General features: G+C 69.7%; 13 protein-coding genes. 5 read left to right on the top strand and 8 right to left on the bottom strand.

Annotated elements, in window-relative coordinates; genetic code table 11:
• From AB0G20_RS30820 to AB0G20_RS30790, 7 genes are all read right to left on the bottom strand, one after another.
• A complete protein-coding gene (locus tag AB0G20_RS30820) occupies positions 1-3,894 on the bottom strand; it encodes a CHAT domain-containing protein (RefSeq protein ID WP_361308027.1) in 3,894 nt (1,297 codons plus the stop codon).
• A 315-nt stretch (positions 3,895-4,209) separates the two neighbouring features.
• Complete coding sequence (locus tag AB0G20_RS30815) at positions 4,210-5,004, bottom strand: hypothetical protein (RefSeq protein ID WP_361308025.1); 795 nt, start codon at positions 5,002-5,004, stop codon at positions 4,210-4,212.
• A 5-nt stretch (positions 5,005-5,009) separates the two neighbouring features.
• Positions 5,010-6,164 carry a hypothetical protein gene (locus AB0G20_RS30810; RefSeq protein WP_361308023.1) on the bottom strand — a complete coding sequence of 385 codons (1,155 nt, stop codon included), beginning with the start codon at positions 6,162-6,164 and terminating at the stop codon, positions 5,010-5,012.
• Positions 6,161-8,440 (bottom strand): hypothetical protein, encoded by a 2,280-nt coding sequence (locus AB0G20_RS30805; protein WP_361308021.1) that lies wholly within the window; start codon positions 8,438-8,440, stop codon positions 6,161-6,163. The genes AB0G20_RS30810 and AB0G20_RS30805 overlap by 4 nt, the downstream gene beginning before the upstream one ends.
• A 211-nt stretch (positions 8,441-8,651) precedes the next feature.
• Positions 8,652-11,396: an AAA family ATPase gene (locus tag AB0G20_RS30800; RefSeq protein WP_361308019.1), complete on the bottom strand. Its 2,745-nt coding sequence runs from the start codon at positions 11,394-11,396 to the stop codon at positions 8,652-8,654.
• Between the two features lie 805 nt (positions 11,397-12,201).
• The gene (adh, locus tag AB0G20_RS30795; protein ID WP_361308017.1) at positions 12,202-13,719 is read right to left on the bottom strand and encodes an aldehyde dehydrogenase; all 1,518 of its coding nucleotides are present in this window, start codon (positions 13,717-13,719) and stop codon (positions 12,202-12,204) included.
• Positions 13,720-13,833: 114 nt separating this feature from the next.
• A complete protein-coding gene (locus AB0G20_RS30790; protein WP_361308015.1) occupies positions 13,834-15,057 on the bottom strand; it encodes a transcriptional regulator in 1,224 nt (407 codons plus the stop codon).
• A gap of 260 nt (positions 15,058-15,317) precedes the next feature.
• Between AB0G20_RS30790 and AB0G20_RS30785 the strand changes: the two genes are divergently transcribed.
• Positions 15,318-15,737 (top strand): hypothetical protein, encoded by a 420-nt coding sequence (locus tag AB0G20_RS30785; protein WP_361308013.1) that lies wholly within the window; start codon positions 15,318-15,320, stop codon positions 15,735-15,737.
• On the opposite strand, the gene AB0G20_RS30780 is transcribed toward AB0G20_RS30785, so the two are convergent.
• Positions 15,703-16,191 (bottom strand): hypothetical protein, encoded by a 489-nt coding sequence (locus AB0G20_RS30780; RefSeq protein ID WP_361308506.1) that lies wholly within the window; start codon positions 16,189-16,191, stop codon positions 15,703-15,705. The genes AB0G20_RS30785 and AB0G20_RS30780 overlap by 35 nt on opposite strands.
• A gap of 685 nt (positions 16,192-16,876) precedes the next feature.
• Here AB0G20_RS30780 and AB0G20_RS30775 point away from each other — a divergent pair.
• From AB0G20_RS30775 to AB0G20_RS30760, 4 genes are all read left to right on the top strand, one after another.
• Entirely contained in the window at positions 16,877-18,742 is a 1,866-nt protein-coding gene (locus tag AB0G20_RS30775) for a phage tail sheath subtilisin-like domain-containing protein (protein WP_361308011.1), read from the top strand.
• A 33-nt stretch (positions 18,743-18,775) separates the two neighbouring features.
• The gene (locus AB0G20_RS30770) at positions 18,776-19,300 is read left to right on the top strand and encodes a phage tail protein (RefSeq protein ID WP_004003113.1); all 525 of its coding nucleotides are present in this window, start codon (positions 18,776-18,778) and stop codon (positions 19,298-19,300) included.
• A 128-nt stretch (positions 19,301-19,428) separates the two neighbouring features.
• Positions 19,429-20,163, top strand: coding sequence for a hypothetical protein (locus AB0G20_RS30765; RefSeq protein ID WP_361308009.1), 735 nt, complete (start codon positions 19,429-19,431; stop codon positions 20,161-20,163).
• On the top strand, positions 20,156-20,780 hold a 625-nt coding region (locus AB0G20_RS30760), incomplete at its 3' end, for a hypothetical protein (protein WP_361308007.1). The genes AB0G20_RS30765 and AB0G20_RS30760, both read left to right, overlap by 8 nt.

Raw genomic sequence — 20,780 nt, 5'->3', positions numbered from 1 at the left:
TCAGCGCCCGTGCACGATGAAGCCCGCCCAGAAGCAGGGTTCGGCATAGGGCGTCTCGTCCGGTGAGCTCGCCGCCTTGCGCTCAGCGAGCTCACCGATCAGAGTCTCCGCCGCATGGGCGGAGTGCCGAGTGCTCCGGCCGCGCGGAGGGGTCTGGACCTGCCGTGGGGTTTGCGGGGGCGCGAGGGACGTTCTCCAGGCCGCCAGTTCACGGTAGGTCACGGTGCGTAGCCAGGCCTGTGCTTTGGCCAGCGCCTCCGCGAGATCGGTTTCCTCCATGGCAGGCAGCCATTCCTGAGCGAACCTCACCATGAGCAGGTAGGTGGCTCGGTCGTCCACCGCCCACAGAGGCGCCAGAATCGCCTGGGCGCCGGCCCGAAGCATTCCGGCCGCCAGACTTCGGACCTCCTCCCGTGCCCCGCGGAGGTTCATGACCGCAGTCTGACACGCCGAGAGGATGAGCAGTCGCAGGCCGTCGAGATGGACCATGTCCCCTTGGGCGTCGCGCAGCGTCAGCGTCTCTCCACCGGCCAGCAACAACCGGGAATTGAGGAAGTCCGCGCTGTCGAACTCGCCGTGGCACGAAGCGACGACGACGGTCCCCTTGCGCAGGCTCTCGACGAGCCAGTCCCGCGTCGCGGCCCCATGCACACGGGCGCGGGCCGGATCGCCTGCCAGGGCCGCAATGGTGAGGGCCTCGGCTTCGCTCCACCGCAGAAGCTGGTGGGTGGGATGCGGATCCCCCAGTGCATAAACGCCGGACCTGCCATTGCCATTGGTGACTGCCAGAATGGTGCGGGCACTTGGTGCGACCGTCATGGAGAGGAGGTCGCCGACAGTGCGTTGGACCTCGGCGCCGGACGCTTCGGCCTTGGGCACCGACACGGGCACACATGGCAGAGGAAAAGCCGGAAGACAACCGCACGGAACGAGAGTCACCCTCGTCATTCCGTGCTCCAGAAGCCAGGCTGTCAGCGGCTCCATGGCCGCCTCTGCCAGCCTCGGCAGACACCGGCGCAGTTCACCGGCGAGGATGTGGTGATGCAGCGTCGCCGCAAGACGGGACAGGCTCGGTTCGTCCAGGTCGCGCAGCGGCCGACGGGTGATCTCCTCAAGACCTGGATGCTGTACACAGGCCCGCGCTGCTGCGCCGAATGAGCTGTCCGTCCCTGCCTGCCGGCACGCGTCGCTCAGGTGCTCAGCCTTCTCCATGAATGTGTCGCCCGGCCACTGGTGGACCATCCAGCCCAGGCCGACGCCCTCCTGAGCAGCCCCGTAGCCGCCCACGACGCGCCCTGAGCGATCATCGACCATCACCTGGACCAGGTCCTGCACGAACGCGGCGGTGAGATCGGGCAAGGGGAGGGCCAGGATCTTCCCCGCCGCGGCAGGGCTACTGGAGGGATCTACGGCCAGGGCCAGGCCGCCCCATTCCGTGGCCAGCAGATACACGACCGGGTGGGTGAGACCCGCGGCGATCTGGTCGGCGCTGAGCACGGGGTCGAGAAAGTCGGCCGGATCCTGCTCCAAGCGAATCTCAGCGACGACCGCCTGGAACCGCCGCCTGGCATCCTGCAACGCCTTCGCCCGCGCCAACGCGACGGTCTCGCCGTCGGCTTCTGTGGCCTCGCCGGCCGAGGGATCCCACTGGCGCCAGCCCACGTCGTCGATGGCGGACTGGGCAGCGGTGAGCGATAGCTGCGCTTCGACGAAACGCCCCCTGCGGTCTTGGTCCTTGATGCGCTCGGCGTCGGCGGACCGCACCGCCAATGCCTCGGCGAGCGACCGTGCCCGGCTGCCTTCGAGGATTTCCACGGCCTCGTCCAGGCGGCCCAGTTGTACGAGAGCGAAGGCGTCCAGTTCGCCGGCTTCACAACTTTGCCGCGCCACGTCATCAAGTCCGTAGGTGCCCGTACTGACTCGGGACAGGAGAAGGTCTCCTGCGGTGCAGGCGGAAGCGAAGGCTTCATGCGCGGTGTGCCAGTTGCCGCGGTGAGCTTCGATCATGCCCAGCGTGCCCACCGTACTGCGATGGTCGGCGGGCCGGTCTGCCAGCGTGAGCACCTCGAGGGCTGCCCGCAGGCATCGCGCCGCGAGGTCCAGGTTGTCCGCGCGTTCCCCTGACAGTCTTCTGTAGTAGGCCTGGCCCAGGTTGTGCTGGGTGCGCGCCCATTCGACGGCATCGTGTTCGCGCGTGCGTACAGCGAGGGACCTGGTCAGGTTGCCGATGGCCTGCTCGATGTTCTCCGAGGTGATCCCCGACCGCCGCTCCAGCAGTGCGGAGGCGAGGTTGAACAACGTGCCCGCCCACGGCACCGGGTACCTCTCGCAGGTCAGAACCGTCAGTGCCTCCTGGAAGTCCTCGACGGCCGCCTCAATCGCATCGGTTTCGTCCCGGCGCAGACGCCATCGTGTGTACCCCATGCTGTTGCGCAGCCTGGCCCACTCGTACGGATGGCCCTCGCGGTCGAAAACGGTCATGGCGCGCTCGAAGGCCGCGATGGCGCGGTCGTGGTTCTCTCTCGGATCACCGAACCGCCGATCTCGGTACAACTGGCCGAGCTGGCCGGTGAAGAGTGCCCAGTCCAGGGATCCGACAGGACGTGTTCCGATGGAGTCGGTGCAGTACCGGATGGCGCGTTCGAGGTTCTCCGCGCGGTCCCCGGAGAGCCGCTTGCCGTAGGCGGCTCCGAGATGGTTCTTGATCGTCCCCCACTCCAGCGGGTCGTCCTCGCGGGTGTAAGCATTGAGCGCCGTTTCCAAGGCGGAGATCGCCTCTTCCTGGTGCTGTGCCGCATCGTCCGAGGGATGGTGCAGCAGGGCCAGGGCCAGTTCGTCGAGGAGTTCGGCGCGGAAGGAGGGGAGTACGACGTCATCGCGTCGGAGGGCGGCGCGCAGCATGGAGATCCGCACGCGCGGCTGCCTGTCGGCTTCCGGTGAGGTGATCATCGCGATGAGTTCCGGCAAGGGAATGACTCTGTAGAAGTCGTGCCAGTAGGAGGCGAACAGGCAGGGATCGACCCGCGTGGCAACCCCAGCGGCGGAGGAGTCCTCGACGACCGGTGTGCTCCGGGTGCTCAGTGGTGCTCCCGCCTGCGCGAGCACCTCGACGACAGGGGCGAGACGGGCGAGGGTCTCCTCCCGGAGACCGGGTGGGGTCAGGCCCAGGCGGGACCGGAATGCGTCATACATGCTGCGGACGAGTCGTTGACGTCGCCGGGGGTCCGTACGGGGGGTGCGGGCCAGCATCGCGCACAGGAAGGCCTCTATCGACAGGTCCAGCACATCGGGTTGTGTGCCGTCCGCGAGATCGAGGTACAGCAGACCGAGATTGGTTTTCGCCATCACGTAGTCGTCGGGGTACTCGAGGACGTCGTGCACTTCCAGCGCGGCACGATATGCCTGAAGAGCCTTCTGTTTGTTGTCGGCCGACTTGCCTCGCAGGCGTTCGGCATAGGCGCTCCCCAGGTTGTTCTGGGTTCTGGCCCAGCTGTAGGGATCCGTATCGCGGGTCCGGACGGAAAGCGCCGCGAGGTAGGCGGCGATCGCCTGCTCGACGGCCTCGGCCGCCTCCTCGCTGCCGGGTGTGTCGTCCGAACCCCGCAGCATGCGGTACGCATTGCCCAGGTTGTTCTGCACCGTAGCGAATTCGACGGGGCAGAACTCCGGTGTGTATACCTCCAACGCGGCTCGGTAGGCGGCGATGACCTCCCGCAGCCCCGGTTTGTCATCGGGCCGGCACACCTGAGCGAGCACATCCCCGAGTTCCTGTTGAGCCGCCGCGCACAGCCAGCGTGAGCCGCCCTCGATCCGGGCGGACTCGATGAGGCGGCGCAGGGAACGCAGCATGAGGCCGACGTCGCTCCGTGCCATGGCGACTTCGATGTCGTCCACCAGGGGAGCCGCCCACTCGGGTAGCGGGACGAGCCCTTCGCCGTCGTCAGTCGGCCGCTGGGTGGGGCGGGGCCAGGCCGGATGATCTAGCGCACTGGTCATACCACTGCTCCTAGCCGTCGTGCCCGTGCCGGGAGGTCGTTTCCCGGCCCCACGCGACCGGATACACGAGCTCTTCCGCCAGCGACGCATCAAGCGCGAGACGGAATCCGCCGGGTTTTCCTTGCAGAGTGAGGACGACCTTGCCGACGGATCCCTCCCTCGTCAGGCTGTACGACGCCCCCGTCCCGTCGGCCACGGCCGCCAGGAGCTTCCTCAGCTGCGCCGGAATACCCACCAGACCCCGAGCGCTACCGCCAGGCCTGCCAGGGTCAGTACCGCCATGCGAGCCTTTCGCTTGCTCGTTGTCCTCTCCCGACTCCGCGCCGGGGCGGGACCTTTTCCCAGTTGGTGCACTCCCTGCAGTGCACTGTCGTGGAGTAGTACGGCCACCTCGTCGGGAAGGTCCGAGGCTGCCCGCTCCGCGCCGCTCAGGGAGCCCAGGGCATGTGTCGTGAAGGCGTACCCTGCCGGGTCCTCCGTCAGCAGGCGCCGTACGCGCGCCACGAAGGCCCGGACTGAAGCCTCGTCCTGGACGCCACCGGCCCAGGAGCCCGGGGCGTCTTTCGACGTCTCCTCGTCCTCCGTGTCGCCCGCAGCCGTCTGCAGCGCGTCGAGCAGTCGGGTGTCGACCTCGCCGTCCGTACCGGACATGAGCGCATTCACGAGGTCGCCGTCGAAGGCGGCGTCCAGAGCTTTGCCCAGGCGTGCCCGTTCCGCGTCGTCGAGTCCGCACCGCACCAGCCACAGGGCGAGACGTTGGTCCTCGTGCACGGCGTCGACCACCAAGGTGTGGCGGATGCGCGTGCCGATCGCGTCGGTGCGCTGGGAGGGGATACCGCTGATCACAAGACCGGTCCTGCCGTCTTCCCGGCGCCGGATGACGAGTTCCTCACTCTCCATGAACACCCAGCGAGCCAGCGTGTTCCACCACTGGTCGGGGGGAGCTTCACCCAGGAAGGCATAGTCGTGGCGCCGCCGGGTGCCCCGGGTCATCAGATGGGCGCGCATGCTGTTCACCATTCCTCTACTCGCTTGTCGGCTGGTTCCCTGACCATGTATTCGAGAGCCGCCTTCAGCAGTTCTCGGCGCCGGGTCGCCTCTTCCATCTCTTTCTTGCTCTTCCCTCGGGCATCGGCATTGGTTTGCGCCTCGCCGGAGAGGTAGTAATCCAGCGTTCCCCAGAATCCTTTGCGCTCCGACTTGCGTTCCAACGCGGTCTGGTAGGTGACCCTCGCGGTGGCGGCCCGTCGGCGCTCTGCGGTGACCTGGCCGGATATGACACACCGGCACAGCTCCTGCATCACGGTGCCGGCCGCCTTGGGTTTGACCTTGGGTGGTATGCCTCGGAAGCGATAGTGGCCCCGGAAGTCCAGAGTCGGATCACCGTCGCTGTCGATCGTTTCGGTCCACTTCCCTTCCATCAGGTCCACGCATCCGTAGGTGTCGATCGGCGCGTACACCACCCTGACAGTGCGATTCTTGCTTTCCTTCTCGACGACTTCGACGATCGTCCTGTACTTCTCCCGGACCAGCTGCCGCAGTTGTGCGGCCTCACGTCCCCTTCCGCCGTTGTCGTCGAAATACGTCTCGCACTTCAGAGGGGCGAGCAGCAAAGTGGCGGGCTCGTCGCGATGTTGGGGAAGATTGCGTGCCTGAGCCCATGTGCGAGCCATCGGGAGGATGTCTTCGAAGCCGAGAAGGTCGGCTGCGGCTCGACGCTGGGCCGGGGTCGCCGCCTCCATCAGGACGGCCGATTCCACGGGCACCAGCAACATGAGGCTTTCGGCGATGTGCGTTTCGCACTCGGGCCACTTCTCCTTGGCTTCGACGAAGCGGGCCCGGACTGAGGGATCGAGCCAACCGCCCGGGTAGTCGAGAATGCTGAAAGGGATACCTCCCGTGCCGTTCCCCAGTGCTTGCAGTCCCACGTTGTAGAGCGCCATCGACTGAGTCCCGCCGAGTGAGCCGGCATCGAACTCGCGGGCCTCGATGGCCCGGCGTAGACTCTTCTGGTTCCTGCGGACCCTTATCTCTGTCTCCTCGTCCATGACGAGGGTGATTCCGCTGCCTGCCAGCATCGCTTGCGTCTCGGCCAGGATGGCTGTGAGCAGGGTCGTCTTGCCGGCCCTGGACGGACCGACCATCGATACCTTGAACGACGGAGTCAACGGCCGACCTCCTCTGTGCCAGTGACGTGCTGATCCATGTCGGTGAGCAGCCCGCGCAGGGTGGTCACCAGGCTCCGGACATGGCGCACCCGCTCCGTGACGGCCCGCTTCCCCGTCAGGTCGCCGGGCCACATGTGGCCGTGAAATCCGCTGACCAGACGACGGAACTCCGCCTCGGAGGACTCCGACCGGACGAAGGCGTCCTCGAACTGCTCGCCGTAGGCGAAGAGCGCCTGCGCCGTCGCCGCCGGCTCCTGGGCAAGAACCCCCTGGGCGTCATACGCCGCCTGCCGGGCCAGCTGGGTGATTCTCTCCAGCAGCAACTCGGCCCCGTCGGCCGTACGTGGCACGGACAGCAGGCTGGTGGGGCCCGCCTCGCGGAACGGATCGTCTGGCTCGGGGAACAGCACGTCGAGGGCCCGCCGCAGCCTGGGCAGCACCCGGGTGTGGTAGTCGAGCCGGATGTCCAGCGCGACCTCGAGTGTCTCGGCCAGGGTGGGACAGGGATCGGATGCCTCGCGCAGGACACGCGCCAAGGTCATCAGGGAGTCCTGGGGGCGGACAGGGCGTGGGGGGCCGGCTTTGTCGACCAGCCGTGTCAGCCTGGGACCGAGAGCAGTGACCAAACCTGTCCAGAACTCGTCCCGGCGTTGCGTCAGGAGATCGTCCACGGCCGAACAGCGGCGTGCGATCTCCACCCGCGCGCCATTTAGCTGGGTGAAGGCGAACGGAAGGGAAGCACGGTCCACGCGGAAGCGGTTCAGCGCCCGCCGTTGCCAGGCCTCGACGCCTTCGCCGAATCCGCTGACCACCCACTCGCGGACGTCCTGGTGGACCTCGGTGACGCGGGCGAAGTACTCGGTGTCCTCGTAGTCGTCCGCAGTCCGTTCGCGGAGGGTGTCCACCCAGGCCTGGACGGAGGCGGCCACCTCCTCGCGCAGTGCGGCCGCCCGGGCGATCACATGCTCCGTAGCGGTGGGCACAGCCGCCGACCGCAACGCGTCGGACCAATCGGCCAGTTGGACCAAAATGCGGGCTGTGCGGTCGCGGCACACTGCGACAGCGTTGTTGATGACCGCCTCGTCCATGCGCGGCAGAGCGGTCGCCAGGTGCTCCAGGACCGGCTGGAGTACCTCGTCGCGGACGATGTCACGGTCGGCGCCGTCCGCGAAGGTCACCCAGTAACCCCGGTCGGCGTCCGCGCCGTTGAGTCGTGCACACAGGTCGTCGCCGAGCGCCTGGACGTTCTCGGGAAGGCACTCTCCCGTGTTCACGAGGATGAGAGTGAAGTCCCGTACATCGGCCACCCCGCAGACGCGCGCGATGAGCTCCAATGCATCGGCATCCTCTTTGGCCCACATGGCGTTAGTGTCTGTGGGGCGCTTGACGACGATCACGAAGTCCACGTCGTGGCGCAGACCCTCCACGTGATGTGTCTCTGCAGCAGGCACCAGTTCGCCGAGGCCGGGCATGTCCACGAGTCCCAGGGAGGTCACGTCCTCGATCGGGAAGGGGCAGGTGATCGCCGCGTCCCGGACCGCGAGGTACGGTCGCTTGACAGGGCCCTGGCCAGCCTCCGGGTAGGCCACCCACTCCCTGATGTCCGACAGGCCCACGCTGCGGACTTCGCCGGTGAGACAGTGCCGGTACGTGGCCAGGGCGTCCTGGGCCTCGCGCACGCGGGCCAGCAGCGGCGCCAGCCGCGGCTGTTCGGGTCCGCTCACGCCGTCGACGCGCGGGTAGGCGTAGTTCGCGAAGTCCGACAGGTCACGTGGTGCCGGCAGCAGGCCGAGCTCGCTGTGGTAGGGACCGATCACGTCTTGAAGGAAAGACGTCTCGCTGTGCATCGTTAGCCGGGCGCCGCGGTCGCCGGCCGAGTGGTAGATGCGACTGCGGACGGCCGTCACCGGCTGGCCGCGCCCACTGGGGATCTGCCGGTCGTCGAGCCCGGACAGCGACTGCAGCACCGTGCTCTTGCCGTTACGGGCACGGCCGCTCACGCCGATGTTGACAGTACCGCGGCTGACTCTGCCGCGGACCGTGGCCAGTACCTCCAGGCAGTCCTGCGCCGCCCGCACGACTGCGTCCGCGTCGAGAGAGTTCAGCATGGCCTGAGCCGGGCCGTCCGCGGGCGGTCCGCCATCGAGAACGGCACCACCTAGCTCCATGGCCAACTGGTGAATCCTTCGCCAGTGGCGGATCTGTTCGTCGACCACCGGCAGACGCGCCCGCCGTCGGCGCAGCACCTCGTCCAGACGTTCCTTGTTGTCGCTCATGGGCGACGGCCCCCCTCGCATCCCCACACATCACGCACGACATCGCAGTTCCAGCCCCGTTTCGCCGGATGGCTGCTGCCTCGCTCAGCACGCTACGGGCCGAGCCACCAGCGGGACCCTGGGGATGACCCCGGGGTTATCCCCAGGGTTGTGAGGTCGCCGTCCCAGGGCCGGTGCCTGGAGATGCCGGCGGCTACCGCTGAGCGGCGTTTCAGCCGTCTCGTCCGAGCTTGTCGATCAGACCCATGCGGGAGGTGATGCCCAACTTGGCGTAGGCGTTGCTGAGGTGGTACTCGATGGTCTTCACGCTGAGGAACAACTCGCGGGCGATATGACGGTTGGTCATGCCCTGCACGGCGAGCCTGCAGACGGTGAGTTCCTGAGACGTGAGCACGGGATGCGCGACGTCCTCCGGGCGTGCTGCCGCCCGTCCGCAGGCTGCCAGCTCCCTGTCGCACCGCTCGAGATACGGCGCTGCCTGGAGACGGTGGAACATTCTGGAGGCGGGTTCGAGTACGGCCGCCGCGTCGGCGCGCCGGTGGGCGCGGCGCAGGAACGTGCCGTGGGCGAGGAACAGCAGGGCCTTCTCGAAGCACGGCTCCCCCCGCTCGCAGTGGGCCAGCCCGGCGCGGAAGGCGCGCTCGGCGGCTTCGATGTTTCCGAGGGCCTCCTCCACAAGGCCGCGGCAGCGCGCGGCTGCCGCTTGGTCGAGCCATCGGCGGCGCTCGGTGGCGCGGCGCTCGTAGGGGACGAGCACCTCTCCTGCCTCGGCCGCACGACCGGTGCGGACCATGGCTTCCACGAGCAGTGGACGCCAGGAGAGGAGGCCGACCTCCTCGATGCCGTGGCGGTGGGGGACCTCCTGTCCCAGAAACACGCTCAACCCGGAGACCACGTTCTCGTAGTCACCACGGGCGGTGTCCACCAGGGCGAGTGCCGTGGCCGCGAACGCGGTGTCGTTGATGTCTCCGAGCATCCGGGCGTGTACGGCTGCGGCCCTCGCATGCGCTTCGGCCGTCTGGAAGTCGCCCCGCCCGGCGAGGGGAAAGGCGGTCACGGCGTGCACCACGGCGAGAATGGAGATCTGGTCGGTGTCCTCGGCCAGGGAGACGGCCTGGGTGCCGTGTGCCACGGCGTCGTCCCATGACCCGGCCCGGTACTCGGCATCTGTGAGGAACCCCAGTGCCACGAGGGCCGCGTACGGCAGCCCACCACGCCGGTGCGAGGCGAAGGTGTCCTGCAGATCCCGGCGAGCCTCGCTCAGCTGCCCGTTCCACAGGTGCAGCATGCCGCGTGCGAGCAGACCGTCCAACTGCTCCGGACTGTTGCGGGGCCCCGACGGAGGCAGATGGGCAAGGGACTTCATGGCTCCCTCGTACTCGCCGGAGACGGCGAGTCCGATCGCCAGTGAGTCCCGCAGGAAGGACGATCGTGTGCCAGGCGGCAGGCCGAGTCCGCGGCGCGCCCAGTCGATAATGTTCGGCGCGTCGCCCTGAATGAGGCACAGCCACGCAAGCTGCTCCGCGGCCTTGCGGAGGGTCTCGGTACCGGTCGCCGCGTCACAGCTTTCCCAGCAGGCGGAGAGTTCGAGGCGAGCCTCGTCCAGCCGTCCGGCCGTCAGGGCAAGATGCCCCAGCACATAGTGCTGTTCGGCGCCGGGATCAGCCTCCCGGACTTCCTGTTCGAGTTCGGCGGCTTGACTGACATCCCCGGCGAGAAGGAGGTATTCGACCGCCTGGAGCATCCACTGTGCGCTGCGGGAGCGGTCCGGACACAGCCGTGCGGCCGACATCGAGGCGGAGGCCGCGGCCGACCAGGCACCCTCCTCCGCCTGCTGCCCGGCAAACCGGCCGAGTTCGTCTGCGAGTCCGCTGTCGGGGCCAACCGCGGCGCACACCCGGTGCTGGAGGGTGATGCTCGGATCGTCCGAGAGACCGGCCGCCAGCTGATGCAGGCGGGAGCGCTCGCCGGGCTCCAGACTGCGATACACAACGGCTCGCAGCAGTGGGTGGGGGAAGGCCACCCTGGGCATGGATCCGACCGCGCCCTCTGCAAGCAGTTCCCGTGTCATGGCGTCCGCCAACGATTCCAACGGGTCCGGCACCGCACCGAGTTCCGCCGCCACATGCAAGGGAGCGGACATGCCGAGGACACTGACGGCGCCGACGAGTCGACGTGTGCAAGGTGCGCAATCGCCGAGCCGCTCAGCGACGAGCCGCTCGTACCGCCGCGGCGCGGGTAAGAAGTTGTCGCCCGGACTCAGCAGTTCGCCCGGATACTGTTGAAGCAACGCCTTGGTGTGCAGTGGGTTCCCGAATGTGTGGTCCCTCAGCCGAGCGAGGGCCCAGCGGGGCAGCGGTGACAAGCCCAGCGCCCGGCTCAGCTCGGCGAGCTCTGTGACGCCGAGTCCGGCCAGCGTCAGTCTGGCGGTCGTGTCCCCTTCGAGAATTCGGTGCAGTCCGTGCGGCAAGCGTGGGTCTGCCGCGTCGCGGGTCACCAGCACCGTCAACACCCGGTCCACGCGTAGGCGCCGCAGTACGAAAGTGATCGCATGCAGTGAAGGGGTATCTGCCCACTGGACGTCGTCGATCACCAGAATGACCGGCGCACGGTCCTGGAATTTGCCCAGAGCGTCGATGAGAGACGCACCGACGGCGATCGGGTCCGGCAGAGAGGGGCCGGCATCCGCGACGCCGTGCATCTGGTGTATCAGCTGCGTGACGACCCCGTACGGCAGGTGCATCTCAAGTTCGTCCCCGGAAGCCTGCAAGACGCAGTGCTCCGCGCCGAGGCCGGCGAGGAAACACCGCACGAGCGATGTTTTTCCGATACCTGCCGGCCCGTCGATGAGGACGGCTTGCGGCACCCCCTCCGAGGCTCGAACCAACCGCGCACCCATCTGTGACAGCTCTTCCGCCCTGCCGAAGAACAACGCTTCAGGCACTTGCCGCGACATGCCGTTCCTTCCCCCCAGGAAGGGATCCCGCCGGGTGCACGAGCGAGGTGCACCCGGCGGGAGCCACTTGACCTTCGAGACATATACCCATCAGTCGCAGCGAGGGGACGAACAACGGTTCCTGGGGCGCACCGTGCTCAAGGCTGATAATGGATGGCCGGGATTCTCCGTCTCATGGTGGTACACGCTGGACTGACCTGCGAAAACGGGATCGCTGTCGGCCGGGGGCGGCGACCTGGTCCGGGAATGGCCAGATCTTGATCTCGGGGGGGCGCAGGCAGGCCACCCCCCAGGCATCCAGGAGAAGAAGCAGGATTGCCGACGCACCCTGTTGCATGGTCGACAAGGGGCAGCAGGTGGCTATAAGAGGACATTTATGGTCCAGTACGGGCAGCCGCCCTGCCTGCCTGCAGCAATGTTGCCCAGCCGCGCTGACACTTTTCGCCCACACGCTTCATGGCGGCAGCTCCAGGGCTTATCACTTCCTGGATAGGGCTCCAGTGGTTCGAGCTCGGCATCCCGCATAGTCAGCACCGGAGCGCGTGGATCCTTCCGCGGACGTCCCGTCGCCGCCCGGCCTCCTTCTGAAGCGCCCGCTTCCGGGGTGAGGATCGCACGCGGCACAACGGCCTTGTCATGTCAGGAGCTTGGGAGCGAGCGTCCTTGCGGCGGACGTCTTGCCCGGCCCTTTCCGGGCTGCTGGCCTCTCTGCGTGGTCTTCGGCAGCTCGTGCATGTCGGCAGGCCCGTTCCGTGTCGGGTTGCCTGGAGCCCAACGATGCCTCCAGGCAACCCGACTTCAGGCTCTAGAAGAAGCCAAGCTTCTGAGGGCTGTATGAACAAAGAATGTTCTTCGTCTGCTGGTAGTGGTCGAGCATCATCTTGTGGGTCTCGCGGCCTATCCCCGACTTCTTGTAGCCGCCGAACGCCGCGTGGGCCGGGTACGCGTGGTAGCAGTTGGTCCAGACCCGGCCCGCCTTGATCTCGCGGCCCAGGCGGTAGGCCGTGTTGCCGTCGCGGGTCCAGACACCCGCGCCGAGGCCGTACAGCGTGTCGTTGGCGATTTTCAGGGCCTCGTCGACCGAGTCGTACGTGGTGACGGAGACGACCGGGCCGAAGATCTCCTCCTGGAAGATCCGCATGTCGTTGGTGCCGCGGAAGATGGTCGGCTCGATGTAGTAGCCGCCCTCCAGGCCGGACACGGCGCGGGGGTTGCCTCCCGTGACGACCTCGGCGCCTTCCTTCCTGCCGATGTCGAGGTAGGAGAGGATCTTCTCGTACTGGTCGTTGCTCGCCTGCGCGCCGATCATGGTCGCCGGGTCCAGCGGGTCGCCGCCGACGATGGCCTCGGTGCGTTCGACGCAGCGCGCCATGAAGTCGTCGTAGATCGACGCGGGGATCAGGGCGCGCGACGGGCAGGTGCAGACCTCGCCCTGGTTGAGGGCGAACATCACGAAGCCCTCGACCGCCTTGTCGAGAAAGTCGTCGTCGGCGGCCATGACGTCGGGCAGGAAGATGTTGGGGCTCTTGCCGCCCAGTTCCAGCGTGACGGGGATGATGTTCTCGCTCGCGTACTGCATGATCAGGCGGCCGGTCGTCGTCTCGCCGGTGAACGCCACCTTCGCCACCCGCGGGCTGGACGCCAGCGGCTTGCCCGCCTCCACGCCGAACCCGTTGACGACGTTGACCACGCCCGGCGGGAGCAGGTCGGCGATCAGCTCCATGACGTAGAGCAGGCTGACCGGGGTCTGCTCGGCCGGTTTGATGACGACGCAGTTGCCCGCGGCCAGCGCGGGGGCGAGCTTCCAGGTGGCCATGAGGATCGGGAAGTTCCACGGGATGATCTGGCCGACCACGCCCAGCGGCTCGTGGAAGTGGTACGCGACCGTGTCGGCGTCGATCTCCGCGATGCTGCCTTCCTGCGCGCGGACGACTCCGGCGAAGTACCTGAAGTGGTCCACGGCCAGCGGGATGTCGGCGGCCAGGGTCTCTCGGACCGGCTTGCCGTTCTCCCACGTCTCGGCGACCGCGATCTTCTCCAGGTTCTGCTCGATGCGGTCCGCGATCCTGTTGAGGACGTTCGCGCGTTCCGCCGTGGACGTGCGGCCCCACTGGTCGGCCGCCCGGTGCGCGGCGTCCAGGGCGAGGTCGACGTCGGCCGCGGTGGAACGGGCCACCTCGCAGAAGACCTTGCCGGTCACGGGCGTCGGGTTCTCGAAGTAGCGGCCCTCGACGGGGGCTGTCCAGTCGCCGTCGATGAAGTTGTCGTAGCGGCGGGCGAAGGTGACGATGCTGCCTTCGGTTCCTGGCTGCGCGTACACCATGGCGGCTCTCCTCGGTGAAGGGCGGTGCGGGGCGGGCGACGGTCCGTGCCGTCGTGACGGCCCTCACTGTGCTCCCGGGAGGTTGGCGCAAGGTTGGCGCGTGGGGACGGCCCGTCAGTCGCGCAGGGCCGTCGTCAGCCGGCCCGCCGCGATCGCGCGGCGCGTGTCGTCCGGGCCGAGCAGCCGCAGCGCGTGCTCGTGGATCTCCGCGTCGTACGGGGCCCGTTCGCCGTAGCGCAGGGCGTGCTCCGGGCGGGTGCTCGCCAGCACGGCCTCGCGTACCGCCACTTCGAGGCGTGTGCGCCACTCCTCGATGCCGGGGGCCTCGGAGCGGGGCAGGAGCGGGCCGCCGTAGCGGCGCAGGGCGGCGTCCGTGTCGCCCCGCTCCAGCGCGCGCAGGACGTCGGCGGCGTCGCAGGACACCGGGGCGGTGAGGGCGTAGTGGCGGGCGGAAATCGCGCCGCCCAGCGCCCGGCGCAAGTGGGAGATCTCCGCCTTGAAGGTGGAGGAGGTGACCGGCCGGTCGCCGTACAGGGCTGCGCGCAGCCGTTCCGGGGAGAAGCCGTCGGGTTCGAGCGCGAGGAGGGTGAGGATCTCCAGCTGGCGGGGGCGCAGGGGGAGCGGCCGTCCCTCGTGCACGGCTTGTTCGGAGCCCAGGCACGTGAGCCGCAGCCGGGCCGGGCGAGGCGCCTCCGCGGTCAGGCGGGCCTCGATCGTCGACACGAGCGTGCGGACGGTGGACATGGCCAGGGGGTGCGAGCGGTCCCAGGTCGTGGACAGGTCCAGTACGCCGAGGACGCGGCCGTCCCGGCCGTGCACCGGGGCGCAGTAGCAGACCCAGCCGTGCAGGGCCGACACCAGATGCTCCGCGGAGAAGACGGAACTGGGGCGGCCGGTGCGCAGAGCGAGGGACAGCGCGTTGGTGCCCATGGCCTGCTCGTCCCAGCGGCCGCCCGGCGCGAAGTTGACCCGCTCGGCCCGGCGGCGCATGGTCGGGCCGCCGCAGGTCCACAGGATGGTGCCGGACTCGTCGGTGACCGCCGTGACGAAGCCGGCGTCCTCGGCGATGCTGTGCAGCTCCCCGGCGAGAGCGGAGACCGGCCCGTACAGCGGTGAGGACGTCCAGCGCTGGTGCACCTGGCCGCCGTCGGTGACCGGGGCGCTGTCCCGGCCCGGGTCGACGCTGCCCAGCGAACGCGCCCAGGACTCGGTCACCTCGTGGCGCAGTGCCGCGGTGCCGCCGGGCGGTGTGCCCGGGACGCTCAGCCGCGGCACCCAGCGGGACCACTCGTGCTCCAGCACGGCCCTGCGCTGCCGGAGGTCAGGGCGCTGTGACATGGCCTCTCCCTGCCGTCGTACCGGTTTCTCGGCGTGAGGTCAGTGTTACCGGATGCGCCTGCCCCGGTCGAGAATTCCGGCAGACCCGGGAGCGATGTTCCGCAGGGGGTCGGGAGCGGTCCTCGCCCCTGAACGGGCGACCGCCTGACTGGAAGTTTGTCCGGTGCCCGCGTGCCGCCGTACGGGTGACGGGTTCACTCGACCCGACGGACGGGGTCCCGCCCGCGTACCACCGGTGTGCGGCGGCGCGTTCCCCTGGTATGGACAGCACGGAGACGGCGCGGCGCCTTCCGGGGCACGACGCCACACCCCGCTCGTACGCCGAACTCACCAGCGGATACGCGGGACATCCGCCGATCTACGCGGCCCTGGTCGCCGAGTGGGAAGCCCGGGGCAACACGGTCCCGGAGCACCGCGACGGCCAATGGGTCTCCTTCGCCGCGCCGGCCGAGAGCGAGACCTGGACCGCCGTCACCTCCTGGGCCGTCGGCCGGCACATGGGTCCGGTCGTCCCCGCCGCCCCTCACCCGGCTGCCACTCCTCACCCGGCTGCCGGCCGGCACCCGGGCCCGGCCGCCCCCGCCGGCACCCGCCCTGCCTCCGGCCGCCACCCGGGGACGCCGGCGCCGGCTTCCGGCGCCCGCTTCACCAGCCGTCCGACACCACCGGCTCCGCGCTGACCGGCGCCAGCACCGCGAGGGTCCCGCTGGCCTCGCGCAGCGCCGATTCGAGCGTGCCGGGGGTGTGCAGCGTGCCCGTTCCGTCCGGCGGGACGAGCCACTCCAGGCGGCCGGCGGGCCGGTAGGGGGGCGGCACGGCGACCCAGGAGCCCCGGCCGACGTGCCGCACGCCGAAGCCGACCCACTCGCTGACCGGATCGGGCGGCAGGAAGAACCCCACTCTGCGGGCCGCGGAGTCCACCAGGGTGGGGCCGGGCACCTTCAGCGGGTCGCGCCACAGGATGTCCAGCGCGAGCAGGCCCAGCCGGTCGGGGACGCTGAGCACGTCCCAGTACCGGCCGGCCTCCACGAGCATCGTTCCCGCGCCGTAGTCCCACTCCCGCTTGCACTCCTGGGGGTCCGTGGCGGCCGCGGCGAGCCACTCGACGGCTTGCTTCCACATGACGCTCTGCATGTCCACCCCAGGCACAGTCGGCGGCGCCGCGGTCGGCGCGCTGGAACGGGCCGGTGACCCGCGGGGTTCCGCGTGCCGCCCGGCCGTAGCCATGCTCGTAGATATTTCTACGGGCCGGAAGGGGTGGCGCGGCCTGGCGTTTGGGCCGGGCATGTCCCGGTCGAAAGGGGGCACTCGAAAGGCACGTCCCGTAAGGCCGCGATCAACTTCGTGCGCGTCCATGCCGCCCCGACGAAATCGGCCACCCAGGAGTGTGTGCGACTCGGGGAGAAGTCGAGGAGCGTCGGGCTCCAGCACCGGACATGCGGGTCTCGCAGGCATGCCTTCCGTGCCGCCGACCCTCCGGCGTGGGGGAGGTGTGGACCAGTTCACGGCGGCGCGCGGGCGCGATGTGCGGATCCGGGAAGTTTGCCTTCACACAACCTTCTTCCGTGCTGGCCAGAACCCGTCTTGTTCGGTCAACTCCGAAGGCAAGAGGGTGGGTTGAGCACTTGAGCATCAGGAGTCACAAGCGCGCTGCTTGACCCGTGCGAACCGAACCGCACAGGTATGACGGGGGAACTGATGAGGTGCGCGTGCCCACGGCCGACGGGGCCGGGCAGAGTCCTCGCGCACGACCGAACGTCCCTCCCTCACCGCCTCTTGGTGCCTTCATCCGGTGCCCGAGACAGGGATAGGAGGGGGAATGCCGATGAGTGCAGTGAGCGCCGCCAAGCCGACGTATCCCGGTGTCTACGTCGAAGAGCTTCCCAGCAGCACCCGCACCATCTCGACCCTGACCACATCGGTGACCGCGTTCGTGGGCCACACCCGGCGCGGTCCGCTGAACGAGCCGGTGCGCGTCACCAGCTTCACCGAGTTCGAGCGCCGCTTCGGGGGCCTGAGCGCCCAGAGTGCCGTCGGCTACGCCGTTCACCAGTTCTTCGGCAACGGCGGCACCGTCGCCGTCATCGTCCGGGTCGCCAAGGCCGGCAGCGGCGAGGCCGCCCGCGTCACCCTGGAGTCCACCGAGGGCCACAGCGAGTGCGACGTCCTCGCGGTGCACGCCAAGGAACCCGGCGTGTGGGGCAACGGACTGCGCATCGCCGTCGACCACGACACGCCCCGCCCCGACGAGACCTTCAACCTGCGCGTCCACGACGCCAAGGGCGAGGCCCGCGAGAGCTTCACCGGCCTGTCCACCGACCCGTCCCACGGCCGGTACGTGCAGACCGTCGTCAACGCCGGCTCCCGGCTGATCCGCGTCGAGGTCGTCGGCGAGGGCCGGCCCGACCCGTCCGGCACCGTCTCCAAGCCGTTCGGGCACGAGCTGCCCGACCTCGCCGTCGACCTCACCGTCAAGATCGGCGACGTCGAGCGCGAGTTCACCCTCTACGACCCCGACTGCGACGGCGAGGCCCCGCACTCCGTCGCCGAGCTGGCGCTGCTGCTGGAGCGCAAGCTGCGCGCCCTGCCCGACGCGCCCGGCAAGCACGCCTTCGCCGGCGCCGAGGTCACCGCCTTCGGCCGCCGCGTCCAGGTCGTCGCGGGGTCCACCGACCCCGACGACGTCGTCCGCTTCCTCGGCGAGTGCGCCAACGACCTGGGCCTGGAGGCCTCGGTCAACCCGCCCGTCTTCCCGCTGGAGGGCGGCGAGGACGGCGAGGCGCCCGGCCCGCGCGACCTCATCGGCTCCGAGGCCGACAAGACCGGCATCCAGGCGCTGCGTGGCGTCGCCGACGTCAACCTGCTCGCACTGCCCGAACTCGCGGCGTACGAGAAGACCGAGGACGCGGTCACCGTCGTCTCGGCCGCCCAGCGGCTGTGCCAGGAGCGGCGGATCTTCCTGCTGGTCGACGCGCCGAGCACCTGGGTCAGCGTCGACACGGCCCGCGCCGGGCTCGCCGCCTTCGACGCCGTTCGGGGCAACCACGCGGGCCTGTACTTCCCGCACCTGCAGCTCACCGACCCGCTCACCGGCCGGCTGCGCTCCTTCCCGCCGTCCGGCGCCGTCGCGGGTGTCATCGCCCGTACCGACTCCGAGCGCGGTGTGTGGAAGGCCCCGGCCGGCACCGAGGCGCGGCTCGCGGGCGTGCACTCGCTCACGGTCAACCTCACCGACCGCGAGACCGGCCTGCTCAACCCGCTCGGCGTCAACTGCCTGCGCACCTTCCCGGTGACCGGCCCGGTGGTCTGGGGAGCGCGCACGCTGGAGGGCTCCGACGCCCTCGACAGCGAGTGGAAGTACGTCCCCGTCCGGCGGCTCGCCCTGCACGTCGAGGAGAGTCTCCAGCGGGGCCTGCAGTGGGTGGTGTTCGAGCCCAACGACGAGAACCTGTGGCAGCAGATCCGGCTCGCCGCCTCCTCGTACCTGCACACGCTGTTCCGCCAGGGCGCCTTCAAGGGCGGCACGCCGCGTGAGGCGTACTTCGTCAAGTGCGACGGCGACACCACGACCGCCGAGGACATCGAGAACGGCATCGTCAACGTCCTGGTCGGCATCGCTCCGGTCCGCCCCGCCGAGTTCGTGGTCGTCAAGATCCAGCAGACGTCCGGACAGTTCGCGCTCTAAGGAACGCTCCAAGGAATCCCTGAGGACATTTCGATGGCAGAGTTCACGGTCAACGCCCATCGCTTCGACCCGTACAAGAACTTCAAGTTCCTGGTCCTGTGGGACGGTCGGACGGTCGCCGGCATCAGCAAGATCAGTCCGCTGAAGCGGACCACCGAGGTCGTCAAGCACCGGCACGGAGGCGACCCCTCGTCCCCGCGCAAGTCGCCGGGCCGCTCCGAGTTCGAGGGCATCACCCTGGAGCGCGGCGTCACGCACGACCCCGAGTTCGACCGCTGGGCCAACAAGGTCTGGCAGGTCGGCGCGGGCCTCGGCTCGGAGGTGTCCCTCGCGGACTTCCGCAAGGACATCGTGATCCAGGTCCTCAACGAGGCCGGCCAGGTCGCCGTCTCGCACAAGCTGTACCGGACCTGGCCCAGCGAGTACCAGGTCCTCGGCGAACTGGACGCCAACGCCAACGCGGTGGCCATCCAGTCGCTGAAGCTCGAGTGCGAGGGCTGGGAGCGGGACTACGAGGTGCCCGAGCCGGAGGAACCCTCGTTCCTGAACCCGGCGTAGCGCTCCGCTGGTGGACCGCGGGGGGTGGGCTGTTGTTCGTCTGCGGGTTCGTGGGGGCTGGTCGCGCAGTTCCCCGCGCCCCTTCGGGGCGCACCCGAAACTGCTGAGACACGGGTAGTGGGGGAGGCATGGCCATCACGCGGGCGGCCGACGTTTTGGCCACCTGGGAGAGCGGGGTGGCCCAGGGGCCGGCCGAGCGCGCTCTGCTGCTGCACGGGGCCGCGCGGCCCGAGCTGGGCGGTGACCGGCAGCGCCTGCTGGAGCTGCCGGTGGGGGAGCGCGAGGCGGACCTGTTCGCCCTGCGCCGGGCCCTGTTCGGCGAGCGGATGCAGGTGCGCCTGGAGTGCGGGGCGTGCGGCGCGGACATGGAGTTCGAGCTGGACGCCGGGGAGTTCGCCCGCACCCTGGCCGACCGGGGCGAGCCGCTGGTGCGGGTCGCCGAGGACGGCTGGGAGATCGAGTTCCGGGTGCCCGGCGTCGCCGACCTGACGGCGGCGGCCCGGGCGGCCGACCCGCGCCGGGCCCTGCTGGCGCGGTGTGTGGTCAACGCCGTACGCGACGGGCAGTCCGTGTCCACGGACGTGCTGCCCGCCGCCGTGCAGCGCCGGATCGCCGAAGCGGCCCAGGCCGCCGACCCGGGCGGCGACGTCACACTCGCCGTCGCCTGCCCCGAGTGCGGGGAGGGCACCCGGGCCGAACTGGACATCGCCTCCTACCTGTGGACCGAACTGGACGCCTGGGCCCGGGACCTCCTGCTCGACGTCCATCTGCTCGCCACCGCCTACGGCTGGAGCGAGCCGGAGATATTGGCGCTCAGCCCGCTGCGGCGCCGCTACTACCTGGAGCTGTGTGCGGATGTCTGAGTCCACCTCGCGGGGGCGGCCGGAGCCCGACTTCCTCGACCGGCTGCTCGCCCGGCACGCGGCGCCCGCCGCACAGCGCCCCGGCGTGGTGCGGGTCCGGCCGCGGCTGGCCGGGCCGTTCGAACGGGCCGAGGCGGTCCGGGCCACCGCACCGGACCCGGACGACGCCGAGCCGCTGTGGCCCGTCACCGCCCCGGCCGCCGCGGCCCGGCCGGACCCGGCACGCCCGGCGGCCCGCGAGGTCGTCCGTACGGAACGGGAGCGGACGGTCGTGCGGACCGAGCAGGTCCCCGCGCCCGCCGAACCCGCGGCCCGTCCGGCCCGGCCGGCCGAGACCGGTGAGCCGCTGCTGCGTCCCGCCGCGCCGGTCCGCCCCGCGCTGCGGCCGGTCCCCGACACCGCGCGCCGCGCGGCGGGCCGGGGCCGCCCGGAGGGGACGGGCCCCACGAACGCGGCGTCCGCACCGACCCCCCCTGGTGCGGACGTCGCTCCCCCCGCCGTGTCCGCCCCGCTGCTCCCCAGCGCCGCCCTGGAGGCCGGTTGCAGCGCACCTGTGGGTGCGCTGGCCGACCTGCTGGCCGACGGGCAGATTGTCAAGGAAATGCGCCTGCGCGCGG

This window comes from Streptomyces sp. NPDC024017 (assembly GCF_040638895.1).
GTDB lineage: Bacteria > Actinomycetota > Actinomycetes > Streptomycetales > Streptomycetaceae > Streptomyces.
Note: the sequence above shows the minus strand (reverse complement) of the source record. Positions and strands in the feature narration are given on the sequence as shown.

What these genes read in the sequence shown, in the direction of transcription:
- AB0G20_RS30800 (WP_361308019.1), bottom strand. Translation starts at nt 11,396, where the DNA reads ATGTCGCGGCAAGTGCCTGAAGCGTTGTTCTTCGGCAGGGCGGAAGAG.
- AB0G20_RS30765 (WP_361308009.1), top strand. Translation starts at nt 19,429, where the DNA reads ATGGCCATCACGCGGGCGGCCGACGTTTTGGCCACCTGGGAGAGCGGG.
- AB0G20_RS30790 (WP_361308015.1), bottom strand. Translation starts at nt 15,057, where the DNA reads ATGTCACAGCGCCCTGACCTCCGGCAGCGCAGGGCCGTGCTGGAGCAC.
- AB0G20_RS30805 (WP_361308021.1), bottom strand. Translation starts at nt 8,440, where the DNA reads ATGAGCGACAACAAGGAACGTCTGGACGAGGTGCTGCGCCGACGGCGG.
- AB0G20_RS30780 (WP_361308506.1), bottom strand. Translation starts at nt 16,191, where the DNA reads ATGCAGAGCGTCATGTGGAAGCAAGCCGTCGAGTGGCTCGCCGCGGCC.
- AB0G20_RS30775 (WP_361308011.1), top strand. Translation starts at nt 16,877, where the DNA reads ATGCCGATGAGTGCAGTGAGCGCCGCCAAGCCGACGTATCCCGGTGTC.
- adh (WP_361308017.1), bottom strand. Translation starts at nt 13,719, where the DNA reads ATGGTGTACGCGCAGCCAGGAACCGAAGGCAGCATCGTCACCTTCGCC.
- AB0G20_RS30770 (WP_004003113.1), top strand. Translation starts at nt 18,776, where the DNA reads ATGGCAGAGTTCACGGTCAACGCCCATCGCTTCGACCCGTACAAGAAC.
- AB0G20_RS30785 (WP_361308013.1), top strand. Translation starts at nt 15,318, where the DNA reads ATGGACAGCACGGAGACGGCGCGGCGCCTTCCGGGGCACGACGCCACA.
- AB0G20_RS30815 (WP_361308025.1), bottom strand. Translation starts at nt 5,004, where the DNA reads ATGCGCGCCCATCTGATGACCCGGGGCACCCGGCGGCGCCACGACTAT.